Source organism: Streptomyces sp. NPDC013157, assembly GCF_042899865.1.
Lineage (GTDB): Bacteria > Actinomycetota > Actinomycetes > Streptomycetales > Streptomycetaceae > Streptomyces.
Genome location: NZ_JBIBAK010000004.1, coordinates 654436 through 671789 on the forward strand (window position 1 = coordinate 654436; position 17354 = coordinate 671789).

General features: G+C 71.4%; 16 protein-coding genes. 9 read left to right on the forward strand and 7 right to left on the reverse strand.

Annotated elements, in window-relative coordinates:
* Positions 1-35 precede the first annotated feature (35 nt).
* Positions 36-437 carry a DUF3099 domain-containing protein gene (locus ACFY6U_RS16280; protein WP_390038587.1) on the reverse strand — a complete coding sequence of 134 codons (402 nt, stop codon included), beginning with the start codon at positions 435-437 and terminating at the stop codon, positions 36-38.
* Between the two features lie 244 nt (positions 438-681).
* Here ACFY6U_RS16280 and ACFY6U_RS16285 point away from each other — a divergent pair, with 244 nt between their 5' ends.
* Positions 682-960: a GlsB/YeaQ/YmgE family stress response membrane protein gene (locus ACFY6U_RS16285; RefSeq protein WP_390038589.1), complete on the forward strand. Its 279-nt coding sequence runs from the start codon at positions 682-684 to the stop codon at positions 958-960.
* A gap of 117 nt (positions 961-1077) precedes the next feature.
* Here the strand turns inward: ACFY6U_RS16285 and tyrS are convergent, their stop codons facing one another.
* Genes tyrS through ACFY6U_RS16300 form a run of 3 tightly spaced genes read right to left on the reverse strand, consistent with a single transcriptional unit; the run spans position 1078 to position 5304 of the window.
* Positions 1078-2346, reverse strand: a complete 1269-nt coding sequence (gene tyrS, locus ACFY6U_RS16290) for a tyrosine--tRNA ligase (RefSeq protein WP_390038591.1) — start codon at positions 2344-2346, stop codon at positions 1078-1080.
* A gap of 43 nt (positions 2347-2389) precedes the next feature.
* On the reverse strand, positions 2390-3784 hold the full coding sequence (locus ACFY6U_RS16295; RefSeq protein ID WP_390038592.1) for a metallopeptidase TldD-related protein: 1395 nt from the start codon (positions 3782-3784) through the stop codon (positions 2390-2392).
* On the reverse strand, positions 3781-5304 hold the full coding sequence (locus ACFY6U_RS16300; protein WP_390038594.1) for a TldD/PmbA family protein: 1524 nt from the start codon (positions 5302-5304) through the stop codon (positions 3781-3783). The genes ACFY6U_RS16295 and ACFY6U_RS16300 overlap by 4 nt, the downstream gene beginning before the upstream one ends.
* 236 nt (positions 5305-5540) lie before the next feature.
* Between ACFY6U_RS16300 and fabG the strand changes: the two genes are divergently transcribed.
* The 3 genes from fabG (at position 5541) to ACFY6U_RS16315 (ending at position 7558) form a co-directional block, all read left to right on the forward strand.
* The gene (fabG, locus tag ACFY6U_RS16305; protein WP_351498506.1) at positions 5541-6260 is read left to right on the forward strand and encodes a 3-oxoacyl-[acyl-carrier-protein] reductase; all 720 of its coding nucleotides are present in this window, start codon (positions 5541-5543) and stop codon (positions 6258-6260) included.
* Between the two features lie 5 nt (positions 6261-6265).
* The gene (gene fabI, locus ACFY6U_RS16310; RefSeq protein WP_046727988.1) at positions 6266-7033 is read left to right on the forward strand and encodes an enoyl-ACP reductase FabI; all 768 of its coding nucleotides are present in this window, start codon (positions 6266-6268) and stop codon (positions 7031-7033) included.
* Positions 7034-7207: 174 nt separating this feature from the next.
* Complete coding sequence (locus ACFY6U_RS16315; protein ID WP_390038677.1) at positions 7208-7558, forward strand: hypothetical protein; 351 nt, start codon at positions 7208-7210, stop codon at positions 7556-7558.
* Here ACFY6U_RS16315 and ACFY6U_RS16320 read toward each other — a convergent pair.
* On the reverse strand, positions 7536-8228 hold the full coding sequence (locus ACFY6U_RS16320; RefSeq protein WP_351498509.1) for an FCD domain-containing protein: 693 nt from the start codon (positions 8226-8228) through the stop codon (positions 7536-7538). The genes ACFY6U_RS16315 and ACFY6U_RS16320 overlap by 23 nt on opposite strands.
* 153 nt (positions 8229-8381) lie before the next feature.
* Here ACFY6U_RS16320 and ACFY6U_RS16325 point away from each other — a divergent pair, with 153 nt between their 5' ends.
* From ACFY6U_RS16325 to ACFY6U_RS16340, 4 genes are all read left to right on the forward strand, one after another.
* The gene (locus ACFY6U_RS16325; RefSeq protein ID WP_390038679.1) at positions 8382-9704 is read left to right on the forward strand and encodes a CynX/NimT family MFS transporter; all 1323 of its coding nucleotides are present in this window, start codon (positions 8382-8384) and stop codon (positions 9702-9704) included.
* Between the two features lie 137 nt (positions 9705-9841).
* The gene (locus ACFY6U_RS16330) at positions 9842-9958 is read left to right on the forward strand and encodes an SGM_5486 family transporter-associated protein (protein WP_351498514.1); all 117 of its coding nucleotides are present in this window, start codon (positions 9842-9844) and stop codon (positions 9956-9958) included.
* Between the two features lie 178 nt (positions 9959-10136).
* Positions 10137-10343, forward strand: a complete 207-nt coding sequence (locus ACFY6U_RS16335; RefSeq protein WP_390038597.1) for a hypothetical protein — start codon at positions 10137-10139, stop codon at positions 10341-10343.
* 91 nt (positions 10344-10434) lie between these two features.
* Positions 10435-10953 carry a SixA phosphatase family protein gene (locus tag ACFY6U_RS16340; protein ID WP_390038599.1) on the forward strand — a complete coding sequence of 173 codons (519 nt, stop codon included), beginning with the start codon at positions 10435-10437 and terminating at the stop codon, positions 10951-10953.
* A gap of 118 nt (positions 10954-11071) precedes the next feature.
* On the opposite strand, the gene serB is transcribed toward ACFY6U_RS16340, so the two are convergent.
* Positions 11072-12280, reverse strand: coding sequence for a phosphoserine phosphatase SerB (gene serB, locus ACFY6U_RS16345; RefSeq protein ID WP_390038601.1), 1209 nt, complete (start codon positions 12278-12280; stop codon positions 11072-11074).
* A gap of 394 nt (positions 12281-12674) precedes the next feature.
* On the reverse strand, positions 12675-14588 hold the full coding sequence (locus ACFY6U_RS16350) for a streptophobe family protein (RefSeq protein ID WP_390038603.1): 1914 nt from the start codon (positions 14586-14588) through the stop codon (positions 12675-12677).
* Positions 14589-14820: 232 nt separating this feature from the next.
* On the opposite strand from ACFY6U_RS16350, the gene ACFY6U_RS16355 reads away from it, so the two are divergent.
* Positions 14821-17349: an FHA domain-containing protein gene (locus ACFY6U_RS16355; protein ID WP_390038605.1), complete on the forward strand. Its 2529-nt coding sequence runs from the start codon at positions 14821-14823 to the stop codon at positions 17347-17349.
* Positions 17350-17354: the final 5 nt, after the last annotated feature.

The window sequence follows — 17354 nt, forward strand, 5'->3', positions numbered from 1 at the left end:
GGAGCCTTCGGCCGTCCGCACCGCGACCCCGACGCTCAGACCGACTCCGGCCGCTCGCCCCGCACGGCGCCCGCCGCGGGATCCGCCACCACGTCCTCCGGGACGGATTCCGCCTGCGTCTCCTCGGCCCGCGGCGGCGCGATCATCAGCCGGGTCGGCGCGACCCCGAAGGTCGACGGAAGCGACTGCGGCCGCTCCCGTCCGGCGTTGGCGACGACGACGGCGACATAGGGGAGCAGCGCCCCCAGCACCAGGGCCACGACGGCGACATACCGTTCGACGTTCCACAACGTCACCGCGAGGATCACCGACATGGTCCGGATGCCCATCGAGATGACGTACCGCCGCTGCCGGCCGCGTACGTCCTCCGCCAGGCCGGTACGGGCTCCGGTGATCCGGAACACCTGGACGTTGCCGTCGCCGCGCTGTTTCCGCATCACATTCCACCATCCGCCCGCATCGGACACTCCCCGGCCCGTACACGGTCCGCACCCGCTCGGGGAACCGGGCCAGGACCCTTCCCACGGTACGCCGCGCCTGCGCCGCCTTCGAGACCGGGTCGCCCCCTGCCTGCGTGAACGCCCTGCGCCGTAGCGCGTACGACGGTACCGACATGCGCCGTACGGCGTACGGGCCGAGACTTGGCGTAATGCTCACGTCGAGCCGTACGAGGAGGCAGTCATGGGCTGGTTGTGGGCGATCATCGTGGGTTTCGTGCTGGGCCTGATCGCGAAGGCGATCATCCCGGGCAAGCAGCACAGCCCCCTCTGGCTGACGACCATCTTCGGCATCCTGGGCGCCATCGCCGGCAACGCGGTCGCCCGCGCGGCGGGCGTGGCGGCGACACCGGGCATCGACTGGACCCGTCACCTGTTCCAGCTGGTGGCGGCCATCATCATCGTCTTCCTGGGCGACATGGCGTACATGGCGACCCTGGGAAAGCGAAAGCAGCGCATCTGAGACGCCCCGAACGTCACAACGCCGCGAACTCAAGCGCCCCGTCAGGGGTGCGGGGAACTGCGCGATCAGCCACAGCGAACCGGCGGTCGACAACGCACCCCGCACCCCCTACGGCGCTCACGAACCGACGACCTCCACAGCCGCCAGGTTCTTCTTCCCCCGCCGCAGCACCAGCCACCGCCCGTGCAGCAGCTCCGCACGATCCGGCACTGCATCCTCGGCGGTCACCTTCACGTTGTTCACGTAGGCCCCGCCCTCCTTCACGGTCCGCCGCGCAGCGGACTTGGAGGCGACCAGCCCGACCTCGGCGAACAGGTCGACCACCGGACCCAGCTCGGCGACCCGGACATGCGGCACCTCGGACAGTGCCGCGGCCAGCGTCCGGTCGTCCAGCTCCGCCAGCTCGCCCTGCCCGAAGAGGGCACGGGACGCGGCCATCACGGCAGCCGTCTGGTCGGCCCCGTGGACGAGCGTCGTCAGCTCCTCGGCCAGCGCCCGCTGCGCGGCCCGCGCCTGCGGTCGCTCCTCGGTCTGCTTCTCCAGCTCCTCGAGCTCCGTACGGGACCTGAAGGACAGGATCCGCATGTACGACGAGATGTCCCGGTCGTCCACGTTCAGCCAGAACTGGTAGAACGCGTACGGCGTCGTCATCTCGGCGTCGAGCCAGATGGCTCCGCCCTCGGTCTTGCCGAACTTCGTGCCGTCCGCCTTGGTCATCAGCGGCGTCGCCAGCGCGTGCACACTGGCGTGCGGCTCCAGGCGGTGGATCAGGTCCAGCCCCGCCGTGAGGTTGCCCCACTGGTCGCTGCCGCCCTGCTGGAGCGTGCAGCCGTACCGCCGGAACAGCTGGAGGAAGTCCATGCCCTGGAGGATCTGGTAGCTGAACTCCGTGTAGCTGATGCCCTGGTCGGACTCCAGGCGGCGGGCCACGGAGTCCTTGGTCAGCATCTTGTTGACGCGGAAGTGCTTGCCGATGTCCCGCAGGAACTCGATCGCGGACAGGCCCTCGGTCCAGTCGAGGTTGTTGACCATGACGGCCGCGTTCTCGCCCTCGAAGGACAGGAACGGCTCGATCTGGGCGCGCAGCCTGCCGACCCAGCCGGCGACCGTCTCGGGGTCGTTGAGCGTGCGCTCGGCCGTCGGGCGCGGGTCGCCGATCAGACCCGTCGCCCCGCCCACCAGCGCCAGCGGCCGGTGACCGGCCTGCTGGAGCCGGCGCACGGTGAGCACCTGCACCAGGTGCCCGACGTGCAGGGACGGCGCGGTCGGGTCGAAACCGCAATAGAACGTGACGGGACCGTCCGCGAGCGCCTTGCGCAAAGCGTCCTCGTCAGTGGACAGGGCGAACAGCCCCCGCCACTTCAGCTCGTCGACGATGTCCGTCACGGTTCTCGAATCTCCTTGGGTGGTCTCGTCATCAGGTACGAGGTTATACGCCCTGGCTGACAGAGCTCATATTGAAGTCGGGCACCCGCAGCGCGGGCATCGCAGCCCTAGTGAACCAGTCGCTCCATTCCCGCGGCAGCGTCTTTTCCGTCCGCCCGGCCTCGGTCGCCCGCCCCAGCAGGTCCACCGGCGACTCGTTGAACCGGAAGTTGTTCACCTGCCCGGTGACCTGGCCGTTCTCCACCAGATAGACGCCGTCCCGGGTCAGGCCGGTGAGCAGCAGCGTCGCCGGGTCGACCTCGCGGATGTACCAGAGGCAGGTCAGCAGCAGCCCCCGCTCGGTGGCGGCGACCATGTCCTCCAGCGAGCGGTCCCGGCCGCCGTCCAGGATCAGGTTGCCGCCCGCCGGGGCGACCGGAAGCCCGGTCAGGCCGGCCGTGTGCCGGGTGGTCGTCAGGTGCTTCAGCTCGCCGCCCGACACCCACTCGGTGGCGCCGACCGGCAGCCCGTTGTCGAAGACCGACTGGTCGCCGCCGGAGGAGTGCGCGACGACGAAGGGCGCGGACTCCAGGCCCGGCTCGTTCGGGTCGCTGCGCAGGGTCAGCGGCAGGTCGGTCAGCTTCTCGCCGACGCGGGTGCCGCCGCCCGGCTTGGAGAACACCGTCCGGCCCTCGGCCGCGTCCCGCCCGGACGCCGACCACAGCTGGTAGATCAGCAGGTCGGCGACGGCGGTCGGCGGCAGCAGCGTCTCGTACCGGCCGGCCGGGAGGTCCACGCGCCGCTCGGCCCAGCCGAGCCGCACCGCGAGCTCGGCGTCGAGCGCGCCGGGGTCGACGTCCTTGAAGTCCCGGGTGGAGCGTCCGGCCCAGGCGGAGCGCGTACGGTCCGGAGACTTGGCGTTCAGCTCCAGCGTGCCGGTGGGCTGGTCGTGCCTGAGGCGCAGCCCGGTCGAGGTGCCCACGTACGTCGACACCAGCTCGTGGTTGGCGAAGCCGTACAGCTCGCGGCCACCGGCACGCGCGCGTGCGAAGGCCTCGCCGAGCGCCGGGGCGAAGTCGGCGAACACGGCGGAGGAGGTCTCGGCGGGTGCGTCGGTGAAGTCCGGCGCCTCCGGCACGCCGGTGACCAGCGGCTGGGCGTCCTCGGCGGGCCCGGCACCGCGCGCGGCGGCCTCGGCGGCCCGCACCAGCGGCTCCAGGTCGTCGGCGGTCACGGCCGACCGGGAGACGACACCCGAGGCCGTGCCCTCCTTGCCGTCCACGGTGGCGACGACGGTGAGCGAACGGCCGCGCGTGACGCCGTTGGTGGTGAGCGCGTTGCCGGCCCAGCGGAGGTTGGCGGTGGAGTGCTCGTCGGCGATGACCACGCAGCCGTCGGCCCGGGACAGTTCCAGAGCGCGCTCGACGATCTCGTGCGGCTTGTTGCTACGGGCGCTCATCGACCGGCCTCCTGCGTGGTGTTGAGGATGTTGACGCCCTTGAAGAGGGCCGAGGGGCAGCCGTGCGACACCGCGGCGACCTGTCCCGGCTGGGCCTTGCCGCAGTTGAAGGCGCCGCCGAGGACGTACGTCTGGGGGCCGCCGACGGCTGCCATGGAGCCCCAGAAGTCGGTGGTCGTCGCCTGGTAGGCGACATCGCGCAGCTGCCCGGTGATCCGGCCGTTCTCGATCCTGAAGAACCGCTGTCCGGTGAACTGGAAGTTGTAGCGCTGCATGTCGATCGACCAGGAGCGGTCGCCGACCACGTAGATCCCGCGGTCGACCCCCCCGATCAGGTCCTCCGTCGCCAGCCCGGCCGGGTCCGGCTGCAGGGACACGTTGGCCATGCGCTGCACGGGGACGTGTCCGGGGGAGTCGGCGTACGCGCACCCGTTGGAGCGGTCGAAGCCGGTCAGCCGCGCGATCCTGCGGTCCAGCTGGTAGCCGACGAGCGTGCCGTCCTTGACCAGGTCCCAGGACTGGGCCGCGACGCCCTCGTCGTCGTACCCGATGGTCGCCAGGCCGTGCTCGGCGGTGCGGTCGCCGGTGACGTTCATCAGGTCGGAGCCGTACTTCAGCTTGCCGAGCTGGTCGAAGGTGGCGAAGGAGGTGCCGGCGTAGGCGGCCTCGTAGCCGAGCGCGCGGTCCAGCTCGGTGGCGTGGCCGATGGACTCGTGGATGGTCAGCCACAGGTTGGAGGGATCGACCACCAGGTCGTACAGACCCGCCTCGACGCTGGGCGCCCGCATCTTCTCGGCCAGCAGCTCCGGGATCTGCTCCAGCTCGGCGTCCCAGTCCCAGCCGGTGCCGGTCAGGTACTCCCAGCCGCGGCCGACCGGCGGCGCGATGGTCCGCATCGAGTCGAACTCGCCGCTGGACTCGTCGACCGACACGGCCGTCAGCTGCGGATGCAGCCGCACCCGCTGCTGGGTCGTCACGGTCCCGGCCGTGTCCGCGTAGAACTTGTTCTCGTGGACGGTGAGCAGCGAGGCGTCGACGTGGTTGACGCCGTTCGCCGCCAGCAGCCGCGCGCTCCACTCCGCGAGCAGTGCGGCCTTCTCCTCGTCCGGCACGGCGAACGGATCGATCTCGTACGACGAGACCCACGTCCGCTCCTCGTGCACCGGCTCGGCGGCCAGCTCCACCCGCTCATCCGAGCCGGCCGCCTTGATGACCTGCGCCGAGAGCTTCGCCATCGCCACCGCCTGGGAGGCGACCTTGGCGGCCGCGTCCAGGGTCAGGTCCACCCCGGACGCGAAGCCCCAGGTACCGCCGTGCACGACCCGGACCGCGTACCCGAGGTCGGTGGTGTCCGACGATCCGGCGGGTTTGGCGTCCCTGAGCCGCCAGGACGCGCTGCGCACCCGTTCGAACCGGAAGTCCGCGTGCTCGGCCCCCAGCGCACGCGCGCGTGCCAGCGCGGCGTCGGCCAGGGCCCGTAGCGGAAGCGCCGTGAAGGCTTCGTCGATGGAATGAGGCACGGAGGTCTCCCTGCTGTCGTGGCCTGTCCGTCCGATCATGTCGCGCCCGCGGGCGTGCGGACCACAGGTTTCGGCCCGGCGCCGGGCCTTTCTGTAGGGACCCGACAGTGACACCCCCGAGCCACTGTCGGTGCCCGCTTGCCCGCGGCGATGGCGGGACCGATAGGTTTTCGATGAAGCCGCCTGTCATGCCAGCTGTTCGGGCGGGTTGTCATACCGAACGAAAGGGTGATCCGTTGAGCCGCTCGGTTCTCGTCACTGGAGGCAACCGGGGCATCGGCCTCGCCATCGCCCGTGCTTTCGCCGACAACGGCGACAAGGTTGCCGTCACGTACCGCTCCGGTGAGCCGCCGGCCGTCCTCAAGGAACTGGGCGTCCTGGCCGTCAAGTGCGACATCACCGACTCCGAGCAGGTGGAGCAGGCCTACAAGGAGATCGAGGACGCGCACGGCCCGGTCGAGGTCCTGATCGCCAACGCCGGCATCACCAAGGACACGCTCCTGATGCGGATGTCCGAGGAGGACTTCACCTCGGTCGTCGACACCAACCTCACCGGCACCTTCCGGGTCGTCAAGCGCGCCAACCGCGGCATGCTGCGCGCCAAGAAGGGCCGCGTCGTCCTCATCTCGTCGGTCGTCGGCCTCTACGGCGGCCCCGGCCAGGCCAACTACGCCGCCTCCAAGGCCGCCCTGGTCGGCTTCGCGCGGTCCCTCGCCCGTGAGCTGGGCTCGCGCAACATCACCTTCAACGTCGTCGCGCCCGGCTTCGTCGACACCGACATGACCAAGGTGCTCACCGACGAGCAGCGCGCCACCATCGTGTCGCAGGTGCCGCTCGGCCGGTACGCGGAGCCCGAGGAGGTCGCCGCGACGGTGCGGTTCCTCGCCTCGGACGACGCCTCGTACATCACTGGAGCCGTCATCCCCGTTGACGGCGGACTGGGAATGGGTCACTGATCACCATGAGTGGAATCCTCGAGGGCAAGCGCATCCTGATCACGGGTGTGCTGATGGAGTCCTCCATCGCCTTCCACGCGGCCAAGCTGGCCCAGGAGCAGGGTGCCGAGATCATCCTCACCGCGTTCCCGCGGCCCACGCTGACCGAGCGCATCGCCAAGAAGCTGCCGAAGCCCACCAAGGTCATCGAGCTCGACGTCACCAACGACGAGCACCTCGGCCGCTTGGCCGACCTCGTCGGCGAGGAGCTCGGCGGCCTCGACGGCGTCGTCCACTCCATCGGCTTCGCCCCCCAGGACGCCCTCGGCGGCAACTTCCTCAACACGCCGTTCGAGTCCGTCGCCACCGCCATGCACGTCTCGGCGTACTCCCTGAAGTCGCTGACCATGGCCTGCCTGCCGCTGATGCAGAACGGCGGCTCGGTCGTCGGCCTCACCTTCGACGCCCAGTACGCCTGGCCGCAGTACGACTGGATGGGCCCGGCCAAGGCCGCCCTGGAGGCCACCAGCCGCTACATCGCGCGCGACCTCGGCAAGCAGAACATCCGCTGCAACCTCATCTCCGCGGGCCCCATCGGCTCTATGGCCGCCAAGTCCATCCCGGGCTTCAGCGACCTGGCCGCCGTCTGGGACCACCGCTCCCCGCTGGAGTGGGACCTCAAGGACCCCGAGCCGGCCGGCAAGGGCATCGTCGCCCTGCTGAGCGACTGGTTCCCGAAGACCACCGGCGAGATCATCCACGTGGACGGCGGTCTGCACGCCATCGGCGCCTGACCCGCACGGACTCTTCGAGGCCCGCATCCCGCGAAGGGTGCGGGCCTCACCCGTTCGGCCCACCGGCCGGGCCGTCGCCCGCCGGGCGGCGCACCCTGGAGACGCGGCGGCGCACCCTGGTTGCGCGTGCACCGCGCGATGTCCCTCCCCAGCCCGGCCGAGGAGGTCCCCCTTGTGCGCCTGTCCCGCAGCCTGGCCCCGGTGACCCTGGCCCTCGCCCTCGTGGTGTCGCTGCCCTGCGACGCGGAGTCCCACGCGCGCGTGCCGAGCGGACACGGCCCGGCCCCGCAGCTGTTCGGCGCGGCGTGCCGGAGCACCGTCCGCGGCTCCCACGTGGTGGCCTACTGCCACAACCCCTACGTCGACACGGACCGGGTCCGGCTGCACATCGAGTGCGCCCAGTGGTGGGACATCGACACCGACGGCTCCCCGGTCGACACCGGCCCGGCGATGACCGTACGGCTCTCCGGCCGCTGCTGGCAGGACGTCCGCGCGGTGTGGATCAGCCACCAGAAGGTGGGCTGAACCGGTCCGGACGGCACTGGAACGGATAGCTCGCCGCCTCTTTCGCGGCCGCGTCCGCGTCGCCCGCGCGGATCGCCTCGACCAGCCGGGTGTGGTCCATGTACGACTGCGGCGTCAGCTCGGCGCCGACGTCCGCGCGCAGCCAGTCCCGCAGCACCTCGCCCAGGTCGGCGTACATCGCCGTCAGCACGTCGTTGTGCGAGGCGGCCACCACAGCCAGGTGCAGGGTCGCGTCCGCCGTCACGAAGGCCTCCGCGTCGCCCGACCGCCAGGCCTGCTCGCGGCGTGCCAGGAGGGCGTCAAGCTGCCCCAGGTCCTTCTCGGTGCGGCGGGCCGCGGCCAGCCGGGCGGCCGACGACTCCAGGGTGGAGCGCAGCTCGGCGACGTGCCGGGGGTCGGCCCCGGCGAACCGGCGGTGCATCACCCCGGCCAGCTCACTGGTGGCGGAGACGTAGGTCCCCGAGCCCTGGCGGATGTCCAGCAGGCCGTTGTGGGCCAGCGCCCGGACGGCCTCCCGGACGGTGTTGCGGGCCACCCCGAGCTGCTCGACCAGCTCCGGCTCGGTGGGGATGCGCGAGCCGACCGGCCACTCGCCCGAGGTGATCTGGTTCCGCAACGCGGCGATGACCTGCTCGGACAGCGCCGAGCGGCGCGGATGGCTCAGAGGCATGACACACCTTCGCACGCGAGGGCCCGGCGGGACCGGCCGGGCCCGCCCGGGGATGGACAACCATTCATCCTATGATTCTATGATGGCCTCATGGCAGGCAGGGAAAACAGCACCACGGCCTCTGGAACATCCGAAATATCCAAGACATTCAAGATATTCAAGACATCCGATACAACCGGGACGCTTGGGGTATCCAAAACAGCCGAGACGGCTGAGACAGCTCGGGCGACGGCATCCGGCGGGAGCCCCGCGACCCCCACGCGCGCGTGGGCGGCACGGCTGGTCGTCGTCGGTATCGTGCTGTCCGCCGTCAACCTCCGGCCCGCCATCACCAGCCTCGGCGCCCTCCTGGAGGAGGTCCGCGACGGCCTCGGTATGAGCGGCAGCGTGGCCGGACTGCTGACCTCCGTGCCCCCGCTCTGCTTCGCCGTCTTCGGCGTCATGGCCCCCCGCCTCGCCCGCCGCTTCGGCCCCGCGGCCGTGGTCTGCGCGGGCATGGCGGCCGTCACGGCCGGCCTGCTGATACGGCCGTACGCCGGGAGCACCGCCGGGTTCCTGGCCGGCAGCGCGCTCGCGCTCATGGGCATCGCGGTCAGCAACGTGCTGATGCCGGTCATCGTCAAGCGCTGGTTCCCCGACCGGGTCGGCTCCATGACCGGCCTGTACTCGATGGCCCTCGCCGCCGGCACCTCGGTGGCCGCCGCGGTGACCGTGCCCCTGACCGGCGCCCTGGGCGGCAGCTGGCAGACCGGGCTGGCGGTCTGGGCCGGGCTCGCGGCGATCGCGGTGCTGCCGTGGATCCCGCTGGTGCGGGACCGCGGAACGGCGCCGGCCCCCGAGAGCGAGGCCGGGGCACGCGCGCGTGCGGAGCGCAGGCCGCCCGCCCTGCGGATCACCCGCAGCCGTACCGCCTGGGCGCTCGCCGTGTTCTTCGGGCTCCAGGCCACCGCCGCCTACATCACGATGGGCTGGATGGCGCAGATCTTCCGGGACGCGGGCGTCTCCGCGAGCACGGCCGGACTGCTGCTGGCCGTCACCATGGTGATGGGCGTACCACTGGCCTTCGTCATCCCGCGCGTGGCCACCAGGCTGCCGCACCAGGGCCCGATCGTGATCGCGCTCGGCGTCTGCGGCCTCGCCGGATACGCCGGCCTGTACCTGGCGCCCGCCGGCGGCGCCTGGGCCTGGGCCGTGCTGCTCGGCATCTCGAACTGCGCGTTCCCGCTGGCCCTCACCATGGTCGGGATGCGGGCCAGGACCGGCGCGGGCGTCGCCCAGCTCTCCGCCTTCGCCCAGAGCACCGGATACCTGATCTCCATCCCCGGCCCGCTGCTGGTGGGCGTGCTCTACCAGCACAGCGGCGGCTGGGGCCTGCCGATCGCCCTCATGGTCGGCCTGATGATCCCGCAGATGGCCGTCGGCGTCCTGGCGGGCCGGGACCGCATCGTGGAGGACGAGGCGGCCGCGACCGCCTGACCCCGCACCGGCCCCGCCGGCCCCCGCGCCCCCTGGGAGCCCCCGCCACGCCTTGGCGCCCCCTGTCGGCCCATGCCGGACCGTGTCGCGGCCACCCCGCTCGGTCCGTCGCCTCCCGGGGGTGCCAGACTGGCCCCATGCCAGTGCTCGACCCGAACCCCCAGAACGGTCAGAAGAAGATGCTGATCGTCTTCGGCTCGTTCTTCGCCATCTTCGTCGTCATCGCCGTCATCGCGACCCTCGCGTCACCCTGACCGCAGCCGGCCACCGCTCCCGCGGCCCGGTGGTGGGGCTAGCCCCACCATCCCCTAGGGGGTGAGGGTCAGGGTCAAGTGGGTGGATCACCGGATGGGACGGCGACCGCGGATTCCGTAGTTTCGAGGTGTGGCCGCGAGAGCGGCCGACACACCCCGGAGACCAACGGAGGCGACCATGCCGGCCCCCACGCACACCCGGTCCCACCCGGCGACCCCGGGCAGCGTCGACATCCGGCTCCCCTGGTGGGCGCTCGCCCTTCCCGCGCTCGCCTTCGTGGCCCTGCTGCTCCTCCTACTGAACCCGGCGGACGCCCACGCGGCCACCGGAGACCCCGCCGTCACCCACCTCCTCGAGCGCGTCCAGCAGATCGTCGACCGCTAGCGGCGGCCAGGGGCGCGGCGCCCGCGGACCGGGCGAAGCCGCATGTCAACTCCCTGCGCCCGATGGCCTGTTTCATGCGAAGCTGGGTGCCATGAGCGTCGCAGAACCCCGCAGGATTGTCCTCTTCCGCCATGCGAAAGCCGACTGGCCACAGGTGACCGACCACGAGCGACCGCTCGCTGAGCGGGGCCGAATGGACGCCGCCGTCGCCGGACGCAAGCTCGCGGACAGTGGCATCACCTTCGACCTGGCACTGTGCTCCTCCTCCGTGCGTACCCGGGAGACCTGGAAGCTCGCCGTCCACGAGCTCGCGCACCGGCCGAAAACCGTCTACGAGGAGCGGGTGTACGAGGCCTCGCCGGGCGAGCTGATCGCCGTGCTCAACGAGGTGCCCGACGACGTACAGACCGTGATCCTCATCGGCCACAACCCCGGCGTGCACGGTCTGGCCGAGATCCTCGCCGGCGCCGCCGAGGACGACGCCCGCGAGCGGATGAACCGCCGGGGCTTTCCCGCCGCCGCCTTCGCCGTCCTGACGCACGAGGGCTCCTGGAAGGCCCTCGAACCCGGCGTGGCCACGCTCGTGGACTACTGGGCACCCTCCGAGTGAGACGTGAGACGTGAGACGTGAGACGTGAGCCCACCGCACCACCAGTGACGTGACACGACGAGGGCCCGGCACCGTGGAGATCGGTGCCGGGCCCTCGTGTCCGGATCGGCCGGACGGCTCAGCTCTCGTCGTGGGTGTCCGCCGCCTCGACCTCTTCGCGGGTCACGCCCAGCAGGTAGAGGACCGTGTCCAGGAACGGGAAGTTCACCGCCGTGTGCGCGGCCTCGCGGACCACCGGCTTGGCGTTGAAGGCGACCCCGAGACCGGCCGCGTTCAGCATGTCCAGGTCGTTGGCCCCGTCACCGATGGCCACCGTCTGCACCAGCGGCACGCCCGCCTCGGCGGCGAACCGGCGCAGCAGCCGCGCCTTGCCCGCCCGGTCCACGATCTCGCCGGTCACCCGGCCGGTCAGCTTCCCGTCGACGATCTCCAGCGTGTTGGCCTGGGCGAAGTCCAGCCCCAGCCGCTCCTTCAGGTCGTCGGTGACCTGGGTGAAACCGCCCGAGACGACGCCGACTTGGTAGCCGAGCCGCTTCAGCGTCCGGATCAGGGTCCGCGCGCCGGGCGTCAGCCGCACCTCCGCGCGCACCTTCTGCACGACCGACTCGTCCAGCCCCTTCAGCAGCGCCACGCGCGCGTGCAGCGACTGCTCGAAGTCCAGCTCCCCGCGCATCGCGGCCGCCGTCACCTCGGCGACCTGGTCCTCGCAGCCGGCGTGCGCCGCGAAGAGCTCGATCACCTCGTCCTGGATGAGCGTCGAGTCCACGTCCATGACGACCAGCCGCTGGGCCCGCCGGTGCAGGCCCGCGGAGACCACCGCGATGTCCACACCGAGCTCGGCCGCGTCGGAGGCCAGGGCGGTGCGCAGCGGTTCGGTCTCCACGCCGGACACCGCGAACTCGACCGCTGTCACCGGGTACTTGGCGAGCCGGAAGATACGGTCGATGTTGCCGCCGGTCTTGGCGATCCGGGCGGCGATGGCGGCCGTCGACTCAGCGGTCAGCGGGTGGCCGAGGACGGTGACCAGGGAACGGCCGAGGCCTCGCGGGCGGTTGTCGCCGCGGCCGGAGATGATCTCCGCCTGCATCTTCATCGACTCGGCCCAGCTGTGCACGGTCGCCCTGAGGTCGCCCTCCAGCCCCGCCGGGGGCTGGGTCACGAGCGCGCACAGCACCAGGCGGCCTCGCGTGACGACCTGCTCGATGTCGACCACGTCGACCATGTAGGCGGCAAGAGTGTCGAAGAGGCCGGCCGTGATGCCCGGCCTGTCCTTGCCGAAAATCTTGACGAGGAGAGTGGGGACCTCGGAGGTCTGCGGATCGCTCATGGTGTAACCACCGTAACCGGCACCCAGTGCCTGCGGCGCAGGTGGTCCGCCTGACGGACACGGAACAATAGGTGTCGGGCCGGTGTCGGACGCCTTGCCTCCGCCCTACCGGCGAACGTGCGTGCGATGACCACGGCCGGGGCCGGGGTGCGCCCCGCCGCGTCTTCACGCACGGTTCAGCCCCGGGACACGCAGGCGGCGGACGCAGTGATCCGCGCGGAGTCCGTGATCCGCGCGGACGCAACCATGATCCAGCGAATGATGCGATCCGCGCCGACGCCGTGATCCGTGCGGAGGCCGCGATTCGCGCGGAGGCCGTGATCCGCGCGGTCGCCATGTTCCGCGCGGGCGGTCCGACCCCCGCCGTCGGTCGCTTCCCGGCCCGCGCTCGGGCTCACCTTGGGGGCCGCCTGGGCGGTGCCGGAGGTGGCGGGGGAGGAGGCGGAGGCGGTGGGGGCACGGCGCCCGGACCGCCCTGTGATCCGTCGGGCCGCCGCGCGCTCGGCCGGGGCCGCGGGGAGCGGGGCGGCGGATCGAAGGGGCGCGCCATGGTGGGAGCGCCGTACACATCGCCCGCCCCGGGCGGCGGTACGTCGGAGGGGCCGCCGTCCGCCCGGCTCTCCTCCGGTGCCCGGCGGCCGTCGTCCGCCGGGGGCGGTGCGTCCGGCGGACGACGGCCCGGGACGGCGGAACCGCCCGGCGGTGCCGTCCCCGCCCCCTGTACCGCACCGGACCGAGCCCCGCGGCCGCCCCCGGTGTCCCGCAGTTCCTCCGGCACCCGGAGATAGGGGTTCGTGTTCGGATTCGGCGGACGGTACGGCCTGCCCGGCAGGTAAGGCCCCGCCGTCTCGCTCCCGACCCGTCCCGGAGCCAGGTCGGCCCCCTGACGAGCGGGCCCGCCGCTCGCCTCGCCGTCACCCAGTGCCAGCGGAGCCGCCCGTGACCCCGCCGCCCCGGTCACCCAGGCGAGCAGCGCCCCAGCGGCCCCCGCCGCCGCACCCCAGACCGCTCCGAGCAGCAACGCCATGCCCAGCTTCCCGTGCAGCTGGATCCCCGCCCCGAACGCGTCGAAGCCCAGCACCGACAGCGAGGCGTCCACCGACACGTCCGCCAGCCACGCCAGCAGCGGCAGCGTGAGCGCGGTGGCGATCCCCAGCCGCACGGCACACCGCCCGGCGAAACCGGGCGCAGTCCACCCCACCGGCGTCCGGACCGCCGTGAACACCCCGGCCAGCAGCATGAGCAGGGCCGCCGCGACCCCCAGCAGCCACACCCGCCCGTCCAGGCCGGCCAAATGGCCCAGCGTCACCGACTGGTCGGACTTCGAGTCCAGGAGCTCGTCCAGGGGGTGCGGCAGGAACATGGTCAGGACGCCCGTGGCCCTGCCGTCGAAGGGGACGAAGAGCCCGATCGGGATGCCGAGCCAGACGCCGTTCGGGGCGCCGAGGAGGGCCGCGCCCATGATCCGGGCCGGATGCGGGTCGCCGATCGCCGCGTAGGCCGCCGCCGCCCAGCCGGCCGCCACGGCCACCAGCAGCACCGTCACCAGCGCCGAGGCCGCCGGCCGCACCACCCGGTGCACCGCAGCCCAGCCGGGTGGCAGCGGAGTCCGGCGCGAGGCCAGCAGGGCGATCAGCAGGATGCCCACCGACCAGCCGAGGCCGCCGAGCAGGGTCGCCGCCGTGTCCACCCTGAAGCCGACCGCGGCGTTCGCGTGCACGAGGTCGCCGAGGCGGTCCGGCAGCAGCCCGCCGATGTCACCGATGCCGGGGATCTTCAGCCCTCCGCCGCCGCTCCCGCCACCCGTCAGCGTGTCGAGGCCGAGCGCGCCGCCGTCTATCGTCACGACGGAGTGTCCCGCCCAGGCCAGTCCGCCCAGGATCGCCACGAACAGCACCACCACCGAGCCCGCGCGGGCCAGCAGTTCGGCCGGGGAGATCACAACTCCGGCCGTGCGCAGGGACCGTAAGAAGAACCATGACAAAAGGAGCGCGCCGACCAGGCTCACCCCCAGTGGCGTGATCTCGATGGCCGTGGAGGCCTGCGCCCCCTTCAGGCCGAAAGCGGACAGATCTCCGTCCGGGGTGACCGAACCACCCGCCCCGAGCGCCACAACGGCCGCGGTCATCGGGCCCAGTGAGCCCGCCGCGTCGGCCCGCAGCAGATGCAGACCCAGCGCCGCCGTACCCGCCATGCCGATCAACGCCCAGCTCACGGCGGCTATGGAGGACAGCAGGATGTCGGCCCACGGCAGCCGCCCGCCGTACCTCCCGTGCTCGATTCCCGTACCGGACGCATCAGCACTCATGGCAGACCCCCCGATCCGCAGCCGCGCCGGACCACTCCGTCGCGCTTGTCCCCCTCGCGTGGATTACCACTCTCCGGCCCGGTTTCAACCCCGTCAACGGAAAGAGTTGAAGCGCTCGTCCGAGGCCTCCACAAGGCCCGGCTTTCGGTCAGAGGGCCGAGCCTGAAATAGTTCCCGACGATGTTCGACATCCCTAGACTCCCTGTGATGGGGGTAACTCGGGGGACTACTCATGGGGCTTGGAGTGCCGGAACTCGTACTGGAATCAAACGGACGTACCTGGACGCTCGATCCGTCCAGGTCATACACCCTCGGACGGGATCCGCAGGGGGACATCGTGTTCGACGACGCCAGGGTCTCCTGGCGGCACGCCACGATCAGCTTCGACGGCCGCAGTTGGGTCATCGAGGACCACGGCAGTACCAACGGCACCTTCGTGCAGAGCAGCCGGGTCCAGCGGTCGGAGATCGGCCCGGGCTCGGCCGTCCATCTCGGCAACGCGAACGACGGACCGCGCCTGGGCCTCTCCGGTGCCGCGGCCGCCGCCCAACCGCAGCCCCAGCAACGGCCGTTCGCGGCGCAGGGCGCGGGCGGCGCGGGCTGGTCCCAGCCGCCCGCCGCGCAGCCGCCGGCTCCGCAACAGGGCTGGCAGCAGGCCCCGCCGGCGATCCCGCAGCAGCCGGGCGCCCCGGCCGTGGCCTCCGGCGGTGGCGCGGGGGCGCCGCCGGTCTACGGCGACCGCAGCCCGACCACGTTCCACCAGTTCTCCATCGGCCGCGTGATGCGCATCGGCCGTGCCCTGGACAACGAGCTGGTCGTCTCCGACCTGCAGGTCTCGCGCCACCACGCCGAGTTCCACTCCACGCCCGACGGCCGCATGGAGATCCGCGACCTCGGCTCGCACAACGGCACGTACGTCAACGGTATGCCGATCGCCAAGGGCGGCAGCGCGCTGCTCGACGCGAACGACATCGTGGGCGTCGGCCACTCCACCTTCCGGATCGTCGGCGACCGGCTCGAGGAGTTCGTCGACACCGGTGAGGTCTCCTTCTCCGCACGCCACCTGACCGTCACGGTCGACGGCGGCAAGCAGATCCTCAAGGACGTCTCCTTCGGCGTCCCGGAGAAGTCCGTGATCGCGGTCATCGGCCCGTCGGGGTCCGGCAAGTCGACCCTGCTCAAGGCGCTCACCGGCTACCGCCCCGCCAACGAGGGCGAGGTGCTGTACGACAACCGCAACCTGTACAAGCAGTTCGCCGAGCTGCGCCAGCGCATCGGTCTGGTCCCGCAGGACGACATCCTGCACAAGGAGCTGACCGTCAAGAAGGCCCTCAAGTACGCGGCCAAGCTCCGCTTCCCCGCCGACACCACGGGGGAGGAGCGCGAGGCCCGCATCGACGAGGTGCTGCGCGAGCTGAAGCTCGACGTCCACAAGGAGAAGAAGGTCACCTCCCTCTCCGGCGGCCAGCGCAAGCGCGTGTCGGTGGCCCTGGAGCTGCTCACCAAGCCGTCGCTGATCTTCCTCGACGAGCCCACCTCGGGCCTCGACCCGGGCATGGACCGCGATGTGATGCAGCTGCTGCGCGGCCTCGCCGACGACGGCCGCACGGTCCTCGTCGTCACCCACTCGGTGGCCGAGCTGGCGCTGTGCGACAAGCTCCTGGTGATGGCCCCGGGTGGCGCGGTCGCCTACTTCGGCCCGCCCGAGGAGGCGCTGAACTTCTTCGGCTACGACACCTGGGCCGACGTCTTCTCCGCCTTCGAGAACTACCGCGACTACGACTGGGCCGGCCGCTGGAAGGGCTCACAGCACTACCAGATGTACGCCGCGGACATCGACGCGATAGCTCCGCAGTCCGTACAGATGCCGCCGATGCAGGTGATGAAGCCGAAGAAGCCGCAGAGCTGGGGTTCGCAGCTGCTGACCCTCGTCCGGCGGTACGTGGCGGTCATCGCGTCGGACAAGGGCTTCCTGGCGCTGACGGTGATCCTGCCGGCGGTGCTCGGCGCGGTCAGTCTGCTCATCGACAGCGACAAGACCCTGCTGGTGAACCCGGTCAACCACAAGACCGGTATCCCCGTCCCCAACGGCACGGCGACCACGGTCCTGCTCATCCTCGCGGTCGGCGCCTGTTTCGCGGGCGCCGCGAACTCCGTGCGTGAGCTGATCAAGGAACGGGTCATCTACGAACGGGAACGCGCCGTCGGACTGTCCCGGTCGGCCTACCTGATGTCCAAGGTGGTCGTGCTCGGCGTGATCACCGTGCTGCAGGGCCTGATGGTCGGCCTGATCGGCTTCTCCAGCCGCACGATCCCCGACCAGGGCGTGATCCTCGGCCACTCCACCCTCTTCGAGCTGTGCATCCCGATCATGGGGCTCGGCTTCACCTCGATGATGTTCGGACTGGTCATCTCCTCGCTGGTGAAGACCTCCGAGAAGACCATGCCGCTGCTGGTGATGTTCGCGATCATCCAGGTCGTGTTCACCGGCTGCCTGTTCAACCTGAACGGGGCGGTCGGCGTCAACCAGGTCTCGTTCCTGATGCCCTCCCGCTGGGCGGTGGCCGCCGACGGCGCCACGCTCGACTTCAACAACATCGCGCCGAACACCGACGATCCGACCAAGACGGACCCGTTGTGGAACCACACGGCCGGCGCCTGGACCATGGACATGGCCGCGCTGATCGTCCTGGGTGTGATCTGCGGCTTCCTGGTGGCCCGCTTCCTGCGCCGCCACGAGCCCGAGGTCATGCGCAAGTAGCACCC